20 protein-coding genes, 1 pseudogene and 1 riboswitch are annotated in these 19,981 nt (G+C 36.4%); of the genes and pseudogenes, 12 read left to right on the plus strand and 9 right to left on the minus strand.

Annotated features, from left to right (window positions below; genetic code table 11):
• The first annotated feature begins 77 nt into the window (after positions 1-77).
• The 7 genes from IC610_RS05555 to IC610_RS05585 all read left to right on the plus strand — a co-directional run bounded on the left by IC610_RS05555 (position 78) and on the right by IC610_RS05585 (position 4,529).
• Entirely contained in the window at positions 78-674 is a 597-nt protein-coding gene (locus IC610_RS05555; RefSeq protein WP_191735582.1) for an HPP family protein, read from the plus strand.
• Between the two features lie 5 nt (positions 675-679).
• Entirely contained in the window at positions 680-1,018 is a 339-nt protein-coding gene (locus IC610_RS05560) for a hypothetical protein (RefSeq protein WP_194698887.1), read from the plus strand.
• A 19-nt stretch (positions 1,019-1,037) separates the two neighbouring features.
• Entirely contained in the window at positions 1,038-1,946 is a 909-nt protein-coding gene (locus IC610_RS05565) for a TIGR01777 family oxidoreductase (RefSeq protein ID WP_191735583.1), read from the plus strand.
• A gap of 25 nt (positions 1,947-1,971) precedes the next feature.
• Entirely contained in the window at positions 1,972-2,553 is a 582-nt protein-coding gene (gene nudK, locus IC610_RS05570) for a GDP-mannose pyrophosphatase NudK (protein WP_191735584.1), read from the plus strand.
• 21 nt (positions 2,554-2,574) lie between these two features.
• The gene (locus IC610_RS05575; RefSeq protein ID WP_191735585.1) at positions 2,575-3,144 is read left to right on the plus strand and encodes a hypothetical protein; all 570 of its coding nucleotides are present in this window, start codon (positions 2,575-2,577) and stop codon (positions 3,142-3,144) included.
• A gap of 412 nt (positions 3,145-3,556) precedes the next feature.
• Positions 3,557-3,937, plus strand: a complete 381-nt coding sequence (locus IC610_RS05580) for a VOC family protein (RefSeq protein WP_191735586.1) — start codon at positions 3,557-3,559, stop codon at positions 3,935-3,937.
• Positions 3,938-4,145: 208 nt separating this feature from the next.
• Entirely contained in the window at positions 4,146-4,529 is a 384-nt protein-coding gene (locus IC610_RS05585; RefSeq protein WP_191735587.1) for a hypothetical protein, read from the plus strand.
• A gap of 8 nt (positions 4,530-4,537) precedes the next feature.
• Here the strand turns inward: IC610_RS05585 and IC610_RS05590 are convergent.
• Positions 4,538-4,730: pseudogene (locus IC610_RS05590) on the minus strand (Lrp/AsnC ligand binding domain-containing protein); the annotation flags it as partial.
• Between the two features lie 62 nt (positions 4,731-4,792).
• Here IC610_RS05590 and IC610_RS05595 point away from each other — a divergent pair.
• Complete coding sequence (locus tag IC610_RS05595; protein WP_191735588.1) at positions 4,793-5,344, plus strand: suppressor of fused domain protein; 552 nt, start codon at positions 4,793-4,795, stop codon at positions 5,342-5,344.
• 52 nt (positions 5,345-5,396) lie between these two features.
• Here the strand turns inward: IC610_RS05595 and IC610_RS05600 are convergent, their stop codons facing one another.
• On the minus strand, positions 5,397-5,858 hold the full coding sequence (locus tag IC610_RS05600; protein WP_059123591.1) for an Lrp/AsnC family transcriptional regulator: 462 nt from the start codon (positions 5,856-5,858) through the stop codon (positions 5,397-5,399).
• 152 nt (positions 5,859-6,010) lie between these two features.
• Positions 6,011-6,195, plus strand: a riboswitch (cobalamin riboswitch).
• Between the two features lie 364 nt (positions 6,196-6,559).
• Here IC610_RS05600 and metE point away from each other — a divergent pair.
• Entirely contained in the window at positions 6,560-8,884 is a 2,325-nt protein-coding gene (gene metE / locus IC610_RS05605) for a 5-methyltetrahydropteroyltriglutamate--homocysteine S-methyltransferase (RefSeq protein ID WP_191735589.1), read from the plus strand.
• Between the two features lie 124 nt (positions 8,885-9,008).
• Here metE and IC610_RS05610 read toward each other — a convergent pair whose 3' ends face one another.
• From IC610_RS05610 to IC610_RS05635, 6 genes are all read right to left on the minus strand, one after another.
• On the minus strand, positions 9,009-9,500 hold the full coding sequence (locus IC610_RS05610; RefSeq protein WP_191735590.1) for a hypothetical protein: 492 nt from the start codon (positions 9,498-9,500) through the stop codon (positions 9,009-9,011).
• A 435-nt stretch (positions 9,501-9,935) separates the two neighbouring features.
• A complete protein-coding gene (locus tag IC610_RS05615; protein ID WP_191735591.1) occupies positions 9,936-10,226 on the minus strand; it encodes a hypothetical protein in 291 nt (96 codons plus the stop codon).
• Positions 10,227-10,914: 688 nt separating this feature from the next.
• On the minus strand, positions 10,915-11,916 hold the full coding sequence (locus IC610_RS05620) for an NADP-dependent oxidoreductase (RefSeq protein ID WP_191735592.1): 1,002 nt from the start codon (positions 11,914-11,916) through the stop codon (positions 10,915-10,917).
• Positions 11,903-12,691 carry an SDR family oxidoreductase gene (locus tag IC610_RS05625; RefSeq protein ID WP_191735593.1) on the minus strand — a complete coding sequence of 263 codons (789 nt, stop codon included), beginning with the start codon at positions 12,689-12,691 and terminating at the stop codon, positions 11,903-11,905. Before IC610_RS05625 ends, IC610_RS05620 begins: the two co-directional genes overlap by 14 nt.
• A 136-nt stretch (positions 12,692-12,827) precedes the next feature.
• A complete protein-coding gene (locus IC610_RS05630; RefSeq protein WP_191735594.1) occupies positions 12,828-13,532 on the minus strand; it encodes an SDR family oxidoreductase in 705 nt (234 codons plus the stop codon).
• A gap of 123 nt (positions 13,533-13,655) precedes the next feature.
• Positions 13,656-14,747, minus strand: coding sequence for an alkene reductase (locus tag IC610_RS05635; protein ID WP_191735595.1), 1,092 nt, complete (start codon positions 14,745-14,747; stop codon positions 13,656-13,658).
• Positions 14,748-14,855: 108 nt separating this feature from the next.
• On the opposite strand from IC610_RS05635, the gene IC610_RS05640 reads away from it, so the two are divergent.
• The 3 genes from IC610_RS05640 (at position 14,856) to IC610_RS05650 (ending at position 16,459) form a co-directional block, all read left to right on the plus strand.
• The gene (locus IC610_RS05640; protein WP_191735596.1) at positions 14,856-15,272 is read left to right on the plus strand and encodes a winged helix-turn-helix transcriptional regulator; all 417 of its coding nucleotides are present in this window, start codon (positions 14,856-14,858) and stop codon (positions 15,270-15,272) included.
• A gap of 35 nt (positions 15,273-15,307) precedes the next feature.
• Positions 15,308-15,730: a hypothetical protein gene (locus tag IC610_RS05645; RefSeq protein WP_191735597.1), complete on the plus strand. Its 423-nt coding sequence runs from the start codon at positions 15,308-15,310 to the stop codon at positions 15,728-15,730.
• A 282-nt stretch (positions 15,731-16,012) separates the two neighbouring features.
• Positions 16,013-16,459, plus strand: coding sequence for a KTSC domain-containing protein (locus IC610_RS05650; protein WP_047444253.1), 447 nt, complete (start codon positions 16,013-16,015; stop codon positions 16,457-16,459).
• A gap of 328 nt (positions 16,460-16,787) precedes the next feature.
• Here IC610_RS05650 and IC610_RS05655 read toward each other — a convergent pair whose 3' ends face one another.
• Entirely contained in the window at positions 16,788-19,976 is a 3,189-nt protein-coding gene (locus IC610_RS05655) for an efflux RND transporter permease subunit (protein ID WP_191735598.1), read from the minus strand.
• Between the last annotated feature and the right edge of the window lie 5 nt (positions 19,977-19,981).

The following is a 19,981-nucleotide window of genomic DNA, read 5'->3' on the forward strand; positions in this document are numbered from 1 at the left end:
AGATTTACAGCAAAAGATTCTCGCAGTCGTTTACAAACGGATAATTTTTGTATATTTAAATCATAATATCAGAAACTGTGAAGAAAACGTTGCGAAGAACTTACCGCGTATCAAAATATGTAATTTACAGGGAAACGCTCGTCGATTACAAAGAACATTTCTGGTCTTTTCTCGGCGCATTTTTCGGTATTGGAATCATCGCTTTTCTGCAGTCGCAATATCTTTTGGAACAGGAAAATATCTTTCTCATCGGTTCGTTTGGTGCCTCCAGTGTTTTGATTTACGGAGCTATACAAAGTCCATTGGCGCAACCGAGAAATCTTGTCGGAGGCCATGTGATTTCGGCTTTGGCAGGTGTGACGATTTACCAGATTGTTCCTGATATTTTATGGCTTTCCGCACCTTTGGCAGTTGCGTTTTCAATAATTTTAATGCAATACACCAAAACGCTTCATCCACCAGGTGGAGCGACAGCATTAATTGCAGTTACTTCTCCAGGGAAAATTGCTGATTTAGGCTACTGGTATGTGCTTTCCCCGGTTCTTTCGGGTTGCATTATTTTACTTATTGTCGCCTTGATTTTTAATAATCTTACCAAAAACAGAGCTTATCCAACAAGTACAAAGTGGAAACGCTTTTTACATAAAAAACACAAACACAATCTGAAAAATTAATTATTATGGAATGCCTTGAATGTGGCGAAAAAATCATTGGACGGTCCGACAAAAAATTCTGTAACGACGCCTGCAGAAACGCCTTCAATAACAAGCAGAATAAAGATTCCAGTAATCTGATGCGGAATGTAAACAACAAACTGCGTCGCAATTACAGGATCTTGAGCGAGACCAATATTGAAGGAAAAACCAAAATCGCCAAAACCAAATTGACTGGCTTAGGATTTGATTTTAATTATTTTACACAAATTAAAGTTTATAAAAACGGTTCTGAATACAAATTTGTTTACGACCAGGGATATAAACTTTTGGATGATGATTATATTTTGATCGTTAAGAATTAAAAAAATCCAAAATCAATACATGAAAGAAGTCGTAGTAATCACCGGAGCCGGCGGATCGGTCGCAAAAGTTTTAGCAAAAAAACTTGAAAACGAATATAGTGTTCGGTTTTTAACACGCAGCAAAAAACATGAAAACGATTTTGAATGGAATATTGAAAAAGGAACGGTCGATGAGCGGGCATTTGAGAATGTAAGCCACATTATTCATCTTGCCGGAGCCAATATTTCAGAAAAAAGATGGACAGACGAGCGCAAAAAAGAAATCATTTCCAGCCGTGTGGATTCTGCCCAATTGATCCTTCAAACTTTACAGGAAAAAAATATAAAACTTAAATCGTTTATTTCAGCTTCTGCCGTTGGAATTTACGGAGCGATTACTTCCGAAAAAATTTTTAAAGAAGAAGACGATAAAGGTAAAGACTTTCTCAGCGAAGTTGTCATTCTGTGGGAAAAAGCCGCTGATGAATTTTTAGAAAAAAAAGCCGCTGAACGAGTGGTAAAAGTTCGGATTTCCATTGTTCTTTCTGAAAAAGAAGGTGCTCTGAAAAAAATGGCTGTTCCTTTTAAATTCGGAATTGGCTCTCCGCTTGGAACGGGAAGACAGTACATTCCGTGGATTCACATCGACGACCTCAGCTCAGTATTTGAATTTGCATTGAAGAACGAAAACGTAAAAGGTGCTTACAACGCATCTGCGCCACAACATACCGATAATGAAAATTTCACAAAGGAAATTGCGGAAGTTTTAAATAAACCGATGTTTATGCCCAATGTTCCGGGATTTGTAATGAAACTGATCTTTGGAGAACTCTCTGTGGCGTTACTTGAAGGTTCGCGGACATCATCAGAAAAATTGCAGAATGAAGGTTTTCAGTTTAAATTTCCTGGTTTAAAAAATGCTTTGGAAGACCTATTAAAACGAAATTAATTTCAATAGAAAGATTAAAAAATTTATGCAAAATACAACTGTGAAAGTTGAGAAAACTGAGATCCTTTCGGATAACTGGTACACTTTAAAAAAGATCACTTTTACCGTTCAGAAAAAGGACGGAAACACCGAAACCCAAAGCAGAGAAGCCTACGACAGAGGAAATGGAGCCGTGATTTTATTGTATAATACCAGTACAAAAAACGTAATTTTGACCAGACAATTCCGAATGCCCACTTTTATCAACGGAAATGCCGACGGAATGATGATCGAAGCCTGTGCAGGATTGCTGGATGATGACCATCCTGAAGAATGCATTATCCGTGAAACTGAGGAAGAAACAGGTTACAGAATCACGAAGGCAGAAAAAGTTTTTGAAGCGTATATGTCGCCCGGATCTGTAACAGAAATTCTTCATTTTTTCATCGCCGAATATGCTGAAAATATGAAGATCAATAAAGGAGGCGGACTAGAAGATGAAGGTGAAGATATTGAAGTTTTGGAAATCGGAATCGACAAAGCGCTGCAGATGATTGAATCGGGTGAAATAAAAGATGCGAAAACCATTATGCTGCTTCAGCATGTCAGGCTTAAAAATTTAGTGTAGATTTATTTTAAAATTAAAATTATGAAATTGCAATTTTCATTAATACTTTGTCTTTTATTTTCTGCCGTTGCATTTGGTCAGAAGAAAGAAGCATTGAGTTCAAAGGATCAACATGCTGTAGAGCATTTTAAAACTGAATACAAAAAGAAAAATTATAAAAAATTCGAAGGAAAGATAGTCCCAACTGCCAACCAGATTCTTTTTGATGATAAGTTAGTTCTTATTGACAAATCTGATAAAATGACCGCTTCAATACTGCTACAAGGCTTGATCTACCCGCAATTACTTACAGATTATCAGATGCAGAAATTTCTGGATGAAACTACAGACAGAACTCAAAAAAGATTTTTAAAACTTCAGAAAGATCCCAAAGCTTCATTTGACGTGAATAATATTTTGGCGAAAATTACTGAGCTTCCTTTTTTAAATGTAAATGAAAAGGTAAGAAGATTTAGATTGAACACGAAAAACAAAAATCTTCCAAATTCAATTAATTATTTTATTGAGCTTACAAATTCTAAAGCTGTTAAAAATATGAGTGTTGAGGAGTTTGTGAAAGATGCAAAGCTGACGTATCTGGATCAGGAATAGAAAGATATTGTAACGATAAAGTCAATGAATTATTTGGAAAAGAAAGGTCAGAGAAGAACTCTTTCTATCTTTGCTGCGATCTTATTGGTGAATTTGAGTACTATTTATTTATATCATTCTCCCCGACCGGAAATTGATAATCAAAAATTAGTTTCACAAATCATCCGCTTGTTCCTGACCGCAGGACTTCTGTATTTAGTTTATATTGGTAAAAACTGGGCGAGGATTCTGTCAATAATCTTATTTGCGCTAGCTGTTATTTTGGCACTTTCCTTCATATTTTCATCAAATTTCACTCCTGTCCAGGAAATTCCGTTTTACGTAATGATTTTTATATACTCAAATGCAATTTATCATTTTGGGTTTTCCGAAAATTTTAAAGCATTTATCGGGTATCAAAAAAGAGTTAAAAATGAAAATAAATAGTATCGACCATCTTGTTTTAACCGTCGCTGATATTGATAAAACAATAGAATTTTACACGGACATTTTAGGTTTCGAAGTTGTAACATTTGGAGACAACAGAAAAGCTCTGACTTTCGGAAATCAAAAAATTAATCTTCATCAAAAAGGAAAAGAATTTGAACCGAAAGCTGAACATCCAACTTCTGGCTCAGCAGATTTATGTTTCATTGCAGAAACAAATATTAAGGAAATTGTAGAAGAACTAAAATTAAAAAACGTTGAAATCATCGAGGGAATTGTGGAAAGAACCGGGGCTTTGGGAAAAATCAAGTCGGTATATTTCAGAGATCCCGATTTCAATTTGATTGAGGTGAGTAATTATTTTTGAAATGAATTATCAATGCTTAATTCTGAATTAAAATTCTATTTTTGTAAAAAAAATACCATTGAAAGCGATTAATATTATTACAATATTGACTCTACTATTTTATTGTCATCCACAAAATGAAAACAATAAAATAGTCAATCTCGATTCCGATCAAATAAAACTTAGTGATACAATAAATAATCAAAAGCAAAAAAATCAATCGTATCAAATGAGAGAAAGTGAACTAATTGAAAATGTAAAATTAGCAATAAATCCTAAATTCCAGGATTGGGTACTTTTTAAAAACGGAACATACATTATTTTTGATGATATAAGTAAAGTAAAAAATACAAATGATGAAGCAATCGCCATAATGAAAGAATTTGGACCCGTATTCGCTGGCGGACCTGCAGGAGATTTTAATACGATTCATTTAACAAAAACTGAGGGCTGGATTGTTGCTGGACACGGGTATGGAATGTACACATTTGTTTCTCCTGATGAATTAGAAAACAAATCTCCAAATGACCTTGAAGTTGGATTATTTGGGAGATCAAAAAGAGATCTGGATGGTAAAAAACCGGAAATAATTTATGTAAATAAAAGTAAATAGTTCTTCTTCTAAATACTCAATCCATACGTATTCTTCACCTCTGCCATTACAAAAGTGCTGTGTGTGCTTCCGATAGAATTTTACTGATCCCAGTTTATTGAAAACAAAATCCTGATAATGCTTCATATCCCGCACCTGAACTTTCAGCAGGCAATCAAAATCACCTGAGATGTTGTAGCATTCGGCGACTTCATCAATTTTATATCTTGAATTGAGCGGTAAATGTTTAATTTTATTATTTTTACGGAAAGGATTCAAATCAAATGACTCCAATAGAAAAATATCTTGAACATTTGGACAACATATTCCAGCAAGAACCTGAATTTTATAATAATGAAAGTTTAACTGAAGGAATTAAAGGTGTAACATCAATTGTTTACAAAAATATTCCGGACGAAGGCTTCATAACAGCCATAACTTATGGCCTTTCATTGGTTACCCATCCTGATTGGAAATCTGGCAGACCTGAATTGTGCATCTCCGTGGAATCTGAAAATCTTGATTGGGGAATTGTTGCAGGTTTTATAGCCAATCAGCTGAGAGGACAATGTCCTTTTAGTTATGGAGAAGTAATTGATTTTGGAGAGCAAATAAGCGAAGATTCTGAAATGGATGCATTTTTAATATTTGCACCGAGCACTTTATCAAAAGAAGATTATTCGGATGTTGATATTGGGGCAGATTACAAAATTAATATTGCTGGACTTTATCCCATTTATTCATCAGAAATTGCTGTTTACAATGAAATAGGGCTTGAAGAATTTTGGTTTCATCCAGATTTTGACAATTATAGCATTACGAGAAAAAAAATATAAGGTTGAATAAATTAGTAATTCTTCCACATTTCTTCATAATCCTATCACTTTCCTAAATACTCAATCCATGCGTATTCTTCACCTCCGCCATCACAAAAGTGCTGTGCGTGCTTCCGATAGAATCTACTGATCCCAGTTTATTGAAAACAAAATCCTGATAATGTTTCATGTCCCGCACCTGAACTTTCAGCAGGAAATCAAAATCACCTGAGATGTTGTAGCATTCGGCGACTTCATCAATCTTTAAAATATCTTCCACAAACTGATTTCCTACCGAACGGTCATGAATTTTCAGTTTGATCTGACAGAAAACGGTAAAACCGCGGTTCAATTTTTCAGCTTCCAGAACAGCTGCGTAATGTTTGATAAATCCGTCTTGTTCGAGTCTTTTTACTCTCTCGAAAACTGGCGATGTCGACAGATTTACTTCGGCTGCAAGTTCTTTGACGGTCAGTTTTGCGTTTTTTTGAAGGATTCTCAGGAGCTGAATATCCTTTTCGTCTAATCTTTCCACGGAATAATATTCTTTTTAAAACTATAATTTTCAAATGTAAAGAATATTAATCTAATTTAAATAACTTAAACCAAACAATATCCTTTATTTTTTAATTTAAACCAATAAATCCACTTAAATAGTATCTTTACCAAAGAAATTGTTCTTTCACATACTTCATCAAACGGAAAGGTTTTATGTAAAATTAATTAAAAGGGAATCGTGTGAAAATCACGAGCTGTCGCGCAACTGTAAGTAATATCCCAAAAGTTTCTGTCTACGAATATCCACTGTGAAAACGGGAAGGATGACAGAAACTGTTACAAGTCAGGAGACCTGCCTTTACCGAATGATCAGTGCTCTCGCGGTTGGAGTTTTTGGATTGATAGATGATATTGAATATATTGAGTTTAAATTTAAACGCAAAGAGTTTTTATTGTAAACGTATAATTTTAGGGAGTAGAAAGTTGCAACATTGTCGCAGATGAAGCGCATTTATAAACACAAGCTTCATCAAATCATTTTATTGATTCGATCTTTGCTTACTTAAATATTTTAAGTTTAAGTTAAAACTTTGCCTTTAAAAAGCATCAGATTAAAAAACCAATTAAAGAAATCTCCTCTATTCAAAGTATCTAAATTCTCAAAACTCCTACTAACAAAGCATTTCGAAGCATCTGAAGAACTTTTAAAATCATTAATTATTAAAAGTTTAAAAGAAAATGCAAACACACATTCTTGGCTATCCGCGTATTGGTAGCAACAGAGAACTCAAAAAAGCCTGCGAGCAGTATTGGTCGGGCAAAATTGTTTTAGACGAATTACTGGAAGCCGGAAAAACCATTACTCAAAACAACTGGAAATTACTGCAGGATGCAGAAATAGACTGGATTCCCTGCAACGATTTTTCTTATTACGATCAGGTTTTGGACATGACTCTGACGGTGGGAGCGATTCCGGAGCGTTATCAGGAAATTGCTTTCAAAAAATCTGAAACTGATCTGTATTTTGCGATGGCAAGAGGCTTTCAGAAAGAAGGTTTGGATATTACGGCAATGGAAATGACCAAATGGTTTGACACCAATTACCACTACATCGTTCCCGAGTTTCAGAAAAATCAGGAGTTCAAATTATTCTCCAACAAAATCATTCAGGAATTCATCAGTGCCAAACAGGCTAGAATCAATGCGAAACCCGTAATCATCGGTTTACTGACTTATTTATTATTGGGTAAAGAAAAAGAGGAAGGTTTTGATAAATTAGATTTAGCACAGAATTTATTGCCGGTTTATATCCAGATTTTAAAAGAACTTGAAAATCACGGTTCGGAATATATTCAGTTTGATGAGCCGTTTTTAGCTTTAGATTTAAATGAAAAAGCCAAGGAAACCTATCAGATCATCTATGCTGAAATCAGAAAACAGTTCCCAAATCTGAAATTCATCGTGGCAACTTATTTTGAAGGTTTAAAAGACAATCTATCATTAGCGACTTCCCTGCCGATCGATGTTCTGCATATTGATTTGGTCCGTTCGCCTGAACAGTTGGATGAAGTTTTAAATTCAATTCCAAATACTTTAAGTCTTTCGCTGGGAATCGTTGACGGTAGAAATATCTGGAAAAATGATTTCACACAGTCTTTACATTTCATTAAAAAAGCAGTTGAGAAAATAGGCTCGGACAGAATTTTTATTGCACCTTCCTGCTCATTGCTCCACGCTCCTTTTGATTTGGATTCAGAGAAAAATGAAGATATTCTTTCTCCTGAGATTAAACAGTGGATGGCATTCGCAAAACAGAAAGTTTATGAAATTGTAAACTTGAAAAAATTAGCATCAGAAAATCCGGATTACAATACTTTACAGGAATTAGCCGAAAATAAAAAAGCACTTGAAAACCGTAAAACATCTTCATTAATTCATAATCAGGACGTGAAAAACCGCGTAGATGTGACGACAGAGGAAGATGCACAAAGAAATTCTCCCTTCAATGTAAGAAAAGAAAATCAGCAGAAAGTATTGAAGCTTCCATTATTTCCAACGACGACTATTGGTTCTTTTCCGCAGACAAAAGAAGTGAGAACCTGGCGTTCAAAATTTAAAAAAGGAGAATTAAATGCCGAACAGTACGATACTTTGCTGAAACAGGAAACCGAAAGAACCATCCGTTGGCAGGAAGAAATAGGGATCGATGTGTTGGTTCACGGTGAGTTTGAGCGAAATGATATGGTGGAATATTTCGGAGAACAGCTGGCCGGATTTGCCTTTACCCAATACGGCTGGGTTCAGAGTTACGGAAGCCGCTGCGTGAAACCACCGGTGATTTTCGGAGATGTTCACAGACCAAATCCGATGACGGTTTATTGGTCGGAATATGCTCAGTCCTTAACTCAAAAATGGGTAAAAGGAATGTTGACGGGACCAGTAACGATTCTTCAATGGTCATTTGTACGTGACGACCAGTCGCGTTCGGTAACCTGTAAACAGATTGCTTTGGCGATTCGTGATGAAGTGAATGATCTGGAAAAAGCAGGAATCAGAATTATTCAGATTGATGAACCTGCGATTCGCGAAGGTCTTCCGTTGAGAACGTCAGATTGGCAGAATTATCTGAAATGGGCGGTTGAAGCTTTCAGAATTTCGGCAAGCGGTGTGGAAGATGCCACGCAGATTCATACGCACATGTGTTATTCAGAATTCAATGATATCATCCAGAATATTGCTGACATGGATGCCGATGTCATTACAATTGAATGCTCCAGAAGTCAGATGGAACTGCTGAATGCTTTTGCAGATTTCAAATATCCGAATGAGATTGGACCGGGAGTTTACGATATTCACTCGCCGAGAGTTCCGTCAAAAGAGGAAATGATGGAATTGCTGAAAAAAGCACAAGCTGTGATTCCTGCACAGCAACTTTGGGTAAATCCTGACTGTGGTTTGAAAACCCGTCATTGGGATGAAACGGAAAAGGCGCTGATTGCGATGGTGGAGGCTTCAAGGGAAGCATCTGAAGCTTTTGGAAAAGAAAGAAATTTAGTTCAGTAAATTATTAAGGCGGGAGTTTTGAAGCTTCTGCCTTCAATTTTAAAATCTAATATAATTGTAAGCTTCAAGTTTTGTTACGAGATTTGTAATATCTACAATAAAATCCTGAACGCTGTGGTGTTGACTACTTCAAGTTTTTATCATATATCTTTTCTTCAATTATTTCTGATTTTTTGCCATCTATTTCATAAACCCTTTCTCTCGAAAGTTTTCCGTCTACATTAAAAAGAATTTCTTTACCAAACAATAATGACGAGCTAATAGTACTATCTATATCGCTATCTTTATCAAAACGTAAAGATGAAATTTTGGAATTTTTACCTGTAGAATATTTTGAAATATACGTTCCATAGAAATAGTTGTTATCAGAGCTATCTATTTTTATGATAAAATCCACTCCTTTATTAAAAACATATAAAGTATCAATTAATTGGTTATTTTTAAACTTTCCGTAGAACAATAAACTTCCTTCTTCATCAAATCTTTTAAATTCAATAACTCCTTTGTTGTAACTTTTAATAAATTTAATTTTTCCATTATCAAAAGAAATCTTTTCTTCTCTCTTGCAGGATGAGAATAAAAAAATTACTATGAGATAAATTATTACTTTTTTCATGATCTTTTTAACATTTGATTTAACAAAGAATCTCCTCTACTTTTAGCATCCATATTATATCTGATACTATCTGCAGCATTACGGCTTTTTACAGAATCTAATTGTTGTTTTGATAAATTATCAATAAATCTTGTTTCAGTCGTAGCTCCCGTACCAACACCTTTTCCTTCTGGATTATAAAGTAATTAGAATCTTGCTCCATAATCGTACATCCCCGAGTCCACCTGAGCTTTTTACCATTGTATTTGAATGGTAACTTTCACTGGTTGACCAGTAATTATAACCTGTATGCTTTAACCCAAAGGGATAGTAGTTATTTTCCTCGAGAATCGCTACACTGTTCCTGTTTTGAGAGTAACTTAATTTACATTTCCCAAATGGTCTGTTTAATTGTAAATATATGTATTATTTTCAAAATCATAATGTCCTTCGGCTTTAGGTGCAATTTGGAAGAATGATGTATTTACCTCCAGTGTCAATAACTTCGTATTGAAAAGCGTCAATACATTCGGTTGTAGTCGATGCTTCAACATTCATTTTTCCACTTCCATACGTATAAATCTTTCTCAGCTTTGTTCCGTCTGCCTTATACAAATAATTTGTTTTCACATTTGTGTTACCACCAGGATATCTTGGTGTAAAGGTTTTGTTAAACTCTAAATATTTCGGAAGATTCAGAAAATTATAATCGATCCTTGTAATTCCCTTGTCATTTTGTGATGTCATGTTACCGTTTTCATCATAATCAATGGTAATTCCGGAAACATCAGGTTAACCTCTGTAATCAGTGGAAGTATCTGTGACAGACAAAAGCCTGTTACTATTGTTATTATTATGATATACGAAGTCAAGTACGTCAGTACGGTTTGCAAAGGCGTTTCTGCTTTCGATAAGTGCCGACCGTTTCAGATCTGTAATATTTCTATTTAGGTCATACTCCACTTTTTCAAAATATTCCTTGCCTGAAGGATTATTTTCTCTCTGATAAAAACCAGCTTTTAATGCATTGTTGGCCTATTGTAATAGTCATCTGAGATAACAGTTCCTGAATAGCGGATCTAATGTCTTTCTGCACGAAAACTTGCTGTAGAGAAACACTGAACATCGCATAAAAGGAGGGGGCTGCGGTATCTTTTTTTTCATCTTCGTATATTTTAATAGCGCAGCGAACTTTGAAAAAATTTAATTCTAAAAACAACCGTATAAATATGATAATTCATTTGAAAAAAAAAGTTGTATGTAGAGAATAATGTATTTAAGGGTTCTGAAAATATATCTCAGAATATTTAACTACTAAAAAGGAAAAAAGGAAAGGTCGTAATAATGTGGTAGAGAAATAACAGAAGAAAAACAAAGGAAGTGTTGCAGATCAATTAACATAAGTTCAATATTGTCCTTTTTAATCTATAAAAGATTATTTCATCTTAATCACCACTTTTCCTTTTGCACGGCCACTTTCAACATATTTTACTGCTTCATTGGTATTTTCAAATGGAAAAACTTTGTCGATGACAGGTTTTATTTTTCCCGCTTCTATCAGTTTTGTAATCTCTGCCAACTGTTTTCCATCAGCTTTCATAAAGAGAAAAGAATAGTTGACATTTTTTTTCTCTGCAATTTTTCTGATTTTACTACTCATCAGTTTTATTGCAAATTTTACGTACCATGGAAGATTAAATTCTTTTGCAAACATAGGCGTTGGCGGACCGGAAATGGAAATTATTTTACCGCCGGGTTTTACAACATGAAAAGATTTCTCAAGCGTTTTGGGATCCTGACTGTTCAAGACCATATCGTAACCGCTCAACAGATCTTCGAAATTCTGTTTTTTATAATCAATCAGAACATCGGCACCAAGATCTTTTAAAAACTCAAAACTTTTTTCACTGGCTGTGGTTGCTACCGTCGCACCTAAATGTTTAGCCAACTGAATAGCGAAGGTTCCCACTCCACCGGATCCGGCCTGTATAAAAACTTTCTGACCTTTCTGAATATTGGCTCTGTCAACCAAAGCCTGCCAAGCCGTCAACCCAACCAAAGGAATGGAAGCCGCTTCCTCCATCGTCAGGTTTTTTGGTTTTAAGGCAACATCTTTTTCATCGATCGAAATAAATTCCGCAAAAGTTCCGATGTGAAAATCTGCAGGTCTGGCGTAAATCTCATCACCCACATTAAAGCTTTTCACTTTTGAGCCGACTTGTATGATGACGCCTGCAACATCGTGACCGAGGATCAACGGTAATTTGTACGGCACAATTAATTTGAACTCACCACTTTTCAATTTTGAGTCTAAAAGATTGACACTGGCAGCGTGAATCTCCACCAGAACTTCATTTTCTTTCAATACCGGTTCGGGAACATCTACCAATTGCAGGTCACTGTCTTTTTTGTAACGGCTGATACTAAATGCTTTCATGTTTTGAGTTTTGTTTTAAAATTTGTTCCTGATTTTTTGGATTGACCAACCCGAACGTTAATTTAGGGAAAAATCTGTTCAGATAATAGACTAACTTCGCGTCACCAATTCTGATGGTAAACTGATCTTTTTTTAATCCATTGATCAAACCTTTTACCAATTCTTCAGTTGTGATTTTTTTATCTGTTCTGGCAGCAGTCATTTCTGTATCAACCACCGGAGGAAGCAATTCAAATATTTTTACTTTGCTGTTGCTTATTCGCAGATGTTCTCTGAGTGATTTTGTGTAAAACGCCAAAGCCGTTTTGGATGCTGAATAGGTTGCTTCAACCAATGACGGAACATAACTTAGAATGGAAGTCGTGTTAATAATCGCTGCTTCTTTTCTGGACTGAAGCATGTTCAGGAAAATATTATTTAAACGGATGACACCCAAATAATTGATTTCCATTTCGTAAGCAGCGTTTTCCAGATGCTTTTCGTTGGGAACACTTAAATTGATCGGAGGAGAGCCCACACCAGCATTGTTATACAGAATATCAATACCGCCAAGCTGAGAAACTTTATCAAAAAGTTCCTGCGCGTCTTCTGCCACCGAAACATCACTTTTGATCACCGTAAGATTGGGATACTGTCTTTTAGCCAAATCTAATCTCTGCTGATTCCGGCCTGTGATGATGACTTTAGCTCCTATTTCTGAAAACTGCTTTGCTGCTTCCAGACCAATGCCGGAAGCTCCGCCAGTAATTAAAATTGTTTTTCCTTTTAATTCCATGATTGAATATTTTTGAAGTTCACGTAATCCGTCAGTAAATTTAAATTGTATCTAAAAATTTCATCAAAATTAATTTCCCCATCCCTAAAGGGTGTAATTTCGATGAAATTTTCAAAAGAGAATTTTTCTCAGTAGATTAAGCTAATTCTTTTGCGAAAAACTGTTTGGTATCACCTACCGGAACATCAAACTGATTTTTTTCCAGTGCCAAAAAGAACTCATCGGCAACTTCCGAGGCCGGAATTCCGTTGGCTCCACCGATTTCTGCTGAAAATTCTGTATTGACTAATGGTGGATAGACCTCGTAAATCTGAATATTTTCACGGTCTTCATAAGTCTGTCTCAGAGCCTGGGTGTATCTGTGCAGAGCTGCTTTCGTCGCGCCGTAAGTCGGCAACATTTTATGGCTTCCAAAAACTGCAATCGAAGAAATATTGACTACCGCTGAATCTGTTTTCTGAAGCAGATGAGGAAGTAAAAGTTCTGTAAAATGAATGACGCTGAAATAATTGGTGTTCATTTCGATCGCTGCTTTTTCGTGAGCATTTTGGGTTTCGTTCAGCAAATAGGTAAACGCTGCTCCTGCATTATTGATAATGATATTGACATCGGGATGATTGTTTTTTAAATCTTCTGCAATGCGTAATCTGTCTGCCTCAATTGAAAGATCGCCCTGAATAGCTACCGCATTATCCAATTGTTGTAACGCATTCTGAAGGCGTTCTTCATTTCTTCCGTTGATAATTATTCTGTTGCCTTCTGCATTCAGTTTTTTTGCGATGGCTAAACCGATTCCGGCACTTCCGCCGCTGATGAATACTGTATTTCCTGTTGTTTTCATTTTTTTGTTTTGTTTAAATGTTTTGTATTGTGGTTATGGGAAGGTTTGCGACAGGGATTGCAGCGGCATCCTTTTGTGAAACAAAAGATACAGCGGAAAGCCCGGCCGTTCGCCCAAATTATTTTAACTGTTCAGAGTTGGATAATCGGTGTAGCCTTTTTCACCCGGCGTGTAAAAAGTCGCCTGATCCGGTTGATTGAGAGGCGCATCGGTCTTGAAACACTCTACCAGATCGGGATTGGCTATAAATGGAGTTCCGAAAGATACCAAATCTGCATCGCCATCCTGTAACACTTTTGTTGCCGATTCTTTGTTGAAGGCTCTATTAATTATAATGGTTCCGTTGTAGACTTTACGGAAATGTTTTGCGACTTCCTGAATAGCATTTGAATTTTCTGAAACGTCTGTAAAAGGCTCTATCAAGTGTAAATATGCCAAATCGTAATCGTTAAGACGGTTGACGATGTAATTGTAAAGTTCAATGGTTTCGTCATCGACTAAGATTCCCATAATTCCGTTAAGCGAAGGATTTAAACGTAGTCCAACCTTTTTTAGATCTGCAACTTCTTTGATGGCATCAATAATTTCGAAAAGAATTCTCGCTCTGTTTTCTACCGAACCACCATATTCATCGGTGCGGAGATTGGAATTTTTGCTGAAAAACTGCTGTAGAAGATAACCATTCGCCCCGTGAAGCTCTACTCCATCAAAACCGGCTTCAAGAGCATTGAGTGCAGCCTGTTTGAAATCATTCACGGTCTGTTTGATATCTGCCGTAGTCATCGGTTGAGGCTCTTCGCTCGTCTGAAAACCTGTAGCCGTAAAAATCTGTTGCTGAGGATTGACGTCTGACGGAGCCAAAGGCTTTTTACCATTGTGCAAATCGGGATGAGAGTATGCTCCTGTGTGCCAAAGCTGTGCGAAAATTTTCCCTCCTTCCTGATGAACAGCTTCTGTGGTCAATTTCCAGCCTTGGATATGTGCTGAACTGTATATTGCGGGAACATTAATGACACCAACCGCTTCCGGACTGATAAACGTGCCTTCTGTAATAATCAAACCGGCGGAAGCTCTCTGTTGGTAGTACTTTGCTGTAAGTTCGGTCGCTTTATTTTCTGGATTATCTGAACGGCTTCTGGTCATTGGAGCCATCACGATACGGTTTTTCAGATCTAAGTTTTTACTCTTGTAAGCATCAAAAAGAATGTTTTCCATTGTATTTTAAATTTAATTCGGTAAATTTGCTTGCGTTTTGCAATTACAAATCTATAAAATTACTTTCAAAACGCAAGTGTTTTTATTTAATTATTTAAAAATAATTTTATGCCGAGTTCAAAAAAGAGATCAGATTGCCCCATCAGCAGCTCATTAGACGTGTGGGGAGACAAATGGTCATTGCTCATTGTAAGAGATCTGATGTTCAAAAAACAGAGTACTTACGGAGAATTTCTAAAATCTGACGAGAAAATTGCAACCAATATTCTGGCTTCACGTCTTTTAATGCTTGAGGAAAACGGAATCATCAGCAAGCAGGATCATCCTGACAGTAAAGCGAAAGTTTTATATAAGCTCACAGAAAAAGGCATCCATCTGCTTCCGTTGCTGATAGAAATTAATCTGTGGGCGGAAAAATATTCTGAAATTCCTGAAAGCCAGAAGATGATTCTGAATGCGGTGAAGAAGGATAAAGTGGGTTTTATTGAGGAGAAGATTGGGGAGTTGAAGAGGGAGGTTTTGTGAATTAATTGAGTATTGTTAACTGTAAATCACAATAAATGATTGATATAAACCATCCTGATTCTGAATTTATTTTTAAAGCGTCAGCGTTTACAGATAGAATTAGAAATTTTTGTAGAAATTACATCGTAGAAACATTTGACGATCGACAACTCACTTTTCAGGAAATGGAACTTGAAGGCTTGTTATTGATAGAATTTTCAGAAATACATTTTAAAGAAAATTTTACGGTTATTAGTGAGTTAGTAAGTGATTTAACTAATGAAATCCATAAACTGAAAGCAATTAATATTAGCTATGAAAGTGGAAATTGTACAGTTTGTAATACAAAACTTAAAACTTTTGATACTTTAATTATGGAAAAGGGTTTGAGATTCATGACAATATGTGAAAAATGTCCTGAGGAAATTTATAAAATTATCAACATGATTGATTGGGCGACTGGAGCTGCATTTATTTAACGGAGTAAATTATAAGCTCATACATATTATTCAAATTAATCATTAAAAGAAGAGTTCTGCATATTACCAATAGAATTTTATGAGCTCAAATTTTTGTGACTAAAAATTAGTGATAGTAATCTTATAAAACTGCAACCAGTTCTGAGTTTTCTTTAATTCAAGATCTTGCTATAACTAAATAATTTAAAATTAATTTTCACTCAAATAAATTAATAATCAAAAACTTACGGTTTTTAAAATTAAAAAGCCTAATTTTGCACCCCGAAATAAGGATTGTACGTTATGAAAAAAATAGGTGATTACAGAAAACTTCTTGAGGTAGACAATACTGCTACTTTGAAAGATTTAAAAACAGTTTACAGAAATGTGATGAAAGATACGCATCCTGATAAATTTGTGAATAATGAAGAAGGGAAACTGGAAGCGGAAGAAAAAAGCAAATCTGTGATTGAAGCCTATCACTTTTTGGTAAGCATCAACCCTGAAACCCAGGAAAAATATAAAGAAGAATACACGGAAACGATTACTACTTCTATCATCACTGATTTTTATCTGGAAAAATCAATTTTGAAAGTTCAGCATTTGAACGGTAAAATGTTTGAATACATCGGAGTTCCAAGAAATACCTACATCAAAATGGTGAACGCTGATTCACCAAGCCGTTTTGCAAGAAGACATATCTATGGAAATTTTATCTACAGAAAGTCTGGTGAAGTGATGGCGGATTAATCTTTTGATTTAAAAATATACACTAAGCTTTCGGTTGATTCCGGAAGCTTTTTTTTATAAACGTTTGTAGTTTTCAGTTATTGTAAGACGTCAAGATTTCACAAAAACCTTCACATTTTCTTTGTCTTCCCGTAAGGATCTAAACAAAGTTTATCTAAGATGCTGTGGTGAAAGATTCGAGCCGGGATCCCTGCGGGATGACAAACGTGCAGGTAAGATTCTTATTAGATTTTATTAATTTTCTGCTGCTTCACAGAGAAAAATTTAGACAAAAAAAAAGCCGCATCAAAAAATTGATGCGGCTTTCAGGTTAATTAAGGTTGTTATATTAATCTACGTGTTTTGGCGTGTAGCCATCTTCACTCAGTTCTTTTTCTTCGTAGTCCGCTTTCATTTCAGCATCATAATCTACCGGTTCACCTTTACCCATTCTTCTCAGTAATGAATCGAAAAGTGAATAAACTACCGGTACGATAATCAGTGTCAGAAATAATGACGAGGTCAAACCACCGATGATTACCCAAGCCAAACCGTTGTTCATCTCGGCTCCTGCTCCTTTTGCAATCGCAATCGGGATCATACCGAAGATCATCGCAATCGTTGTCATTAAGATCGGACGAAGACGGGCGTGGTTAGCCTGAATCAAAGCGTCGTGCGTGTTTGCTCCTGCTGCTTTTCTCATATTGGCGAAATCGACAATCATAATCGCGTTTTTCGCTACCAAACCAATCAACATGATCATCCCCAGCATCGTAAAGATGTTTAATGAATTTCCGGTGATGGCCAAAATAACCATAACCCCGATCAATGCCAATGGAATTGAGAACAATACCACAAACGGATAAACGAACGAGTCATACAGTGAAACCATTACCAGATAAACCAATACAATAGCCGCCAGTAAGGCAATTCCTAAAGTACCGAAACCTTCAGTTTGGTTTTCCATATCACCACTCCAGATGTATGTTACACCAGCTGGTTTTGTTTTTTCGTTATCCATAAACTGAGCAGACCATTCGTTGGCAACATCACCTACAGGACGACCTACAACTTTAGATTTTACCTTTACGGAAGGCGCTTTATCTCTACGCTCCAGCAAACTTGGTCCTGAACCCATTTTCACATCTGCAAACTGACTCAGTCTGATCTGTTCTCCCGCAGGGTTTGTGAACATTAAGTTTCTTACGTCATCAATCGACTGTCTGTTGGCATCACCAAAACGGATATTGATATCATATTCATATTCTCCGGCTCTGAATTTTCCGTCTGTATTTCCACTGAATGCAGTCTGCATCGTTTGTCCTACACTTGAAAGATTTAAACCTAAAGAAGCCATTTTATCTCTGTCGATATTCACCTGAACTTCCGGGTTACCAGAGTCGGTTGATAATTCAGCATCTACAGATCCCGGAACTTTTTTAAGTAAAGCTAAAATTCTGTTCGCTTCCTTATTTGCCGTTGCGTTATCCTGAGCTGTTACCACCATCTCGATTGGTGCATTGTCTGCTCCCATTAATCCGATTGGTGCTGTTTTAAATTCAACTCCGGTGAATTTTTCTTCTAAAGCTCTTTTGATTTTTGCTGATTTAATATCTGTGCTTTCGTCACGCTCAGCTTTATCCACCAAAATTACCTGAATTTCCGACTGATACAGAGTTGCCTGTGCACCACCGAAACCTGATGACTGCTGACCTACTGTGGTAATCATGTCTACAACATCTTTATCATTTCTAAGGTATTTTTCAACCTCTAAAGTCAACTGGTTGGTTTTTTCTACAGAAGCATCTTTTGGTAATTCCATCTGAACAAGGAACTGACCTCTGTCCATTTTAGGAAAGAATTCACCTCCGATAAATCCGAATATCACCAACATAAATGATGAAATCAAAATAATAAAGGTTACTACAACCACCATTATTCTTCTTAATCCCGTTTTCAGCGCCCATTCCAAGATTCCTGAAATCCAGTGCGTGAATTTGTCCAGTTGCTTTTCAAACCAAAGAATAAATTTCTCGAAAGGATTTTTTCCTGTAAGATGTACCAGTTTCCCGAATCTTGAAGATAACCAAGGGATAATGGTAAATGAAGCCAATAATGAGAACATGGTCGCAATAACTACTGTTACACAGAACTGCGCAAGGATATCAGAAACCAATCCTGAACTCATCGCAATCGGTAAGAATACCACCACAATTACCATCGTAATCGCTGTTACTGTAAACCCGATTTCTGAAGCTCCATCGTAAGCTGCACGAATTCTGCTTTTTCCCATCTCCATGTGACGGTAAACGTTCTCCAGTACTACAATCGCATCATCCACAAGAATACCTACTACCAGTGAAAGTCCCAGTAAACTCATTAAGTTTAAGGTGTATCCCATCAGATACATTCCAATTACCGTTGCAATCAACGATACCGGAATGGAAACCATTACGATAAATGCGTTTCTGATGTTGTGAAGGAATAATAACATTACCACTGCCACCAAGATAATTGCCAGGAACAAATCGAAAATTACGTGATCTGCAGCTTCCAAAGTAAAATCTGTAGAGTCATCTACAATACTCACTTTTACATCCTGAGCTTTATAGTTGGTCTGAACCTGAGCAATAGTTGACTGTACCAATTCTGAAACCGCCACTGCATTCGCATCAGACTGTTTCTTCACCTGCATCAAAATCGTAGGATTCTGGTTGAATCTCGCTACTTTCTCAATATCTTTCTGAGTATCAAATACGGTTGCGATATCAGATAAACGAACCTGTGCTCCGTCTTTATTGGAAACAACCAAGTTGTTCATTTCAGCGATATCTCTGTATTTCCCTGAAAGTCTGATGGTAGATCTAGAAGTTCTTGTCTTCAAAGCTCCTGTAGGGAAATCTAAGTTAGAAGAAAGAATTGCCTGCTGAATATCTGCGATCGAAAGACCGTAACCCTGCATTTTCTTTTCATCTAAACTTACCTGAATTTCTCTTTCCTGTCCACCTACAAGGTCAACCTGAGCTACACCGTTTACACGGGAAAAGATAGGCTCAATTTTTTTATCTAAAAGATCGTAAAGCTCTTTGTTATTCAGTTTATTACTGGTAATACTCAACGTCATGATCGGTAAATCATCAAGTGAGAATTTTTGTAATGACGGCGGATCTGCATCCTCCGGTAGGTCTGCCAAAATAGCATTTACCTTTCTCTGAGCATCGTTCAACGCATAGTTTACGTCAGCTCCCGTGTTCAGCTGAACCATAATCACCGATAAACTTTCGTATGAAGATGATTCTACCTTTTTTACGTTTTCCAAAGAACCTACGGCATCTTCAATCTTACGCGTCACTGAAGTTTCCACCTCAGAAGGCGAAGCTCCCGGATATACCGTAGAAATCGTTACCATGTTGGTTTCAAATTTCGGAATCAATTCGTACCCCATCATGGAGTAGCTTAACAAACCTCCCAGCGTAAGAATCGTAAACAATACGATAACGAGGGATGGTCTTTTAATGGATATTTCTGCTAACTTCATTCTTC

The sequence above is a fragment of the Chryseobacterium caseinilyticum genome (assembly GCF_014837145.1).
In the GTDB taxonomy this organism is placed as follows: domain Bacteria; phylum Bacteroidota; class Bacteroidia; order Flavobacteriales; family Weeksellaceae; genus Chryseobacterium; species Chryseobacterium caseinilyticum.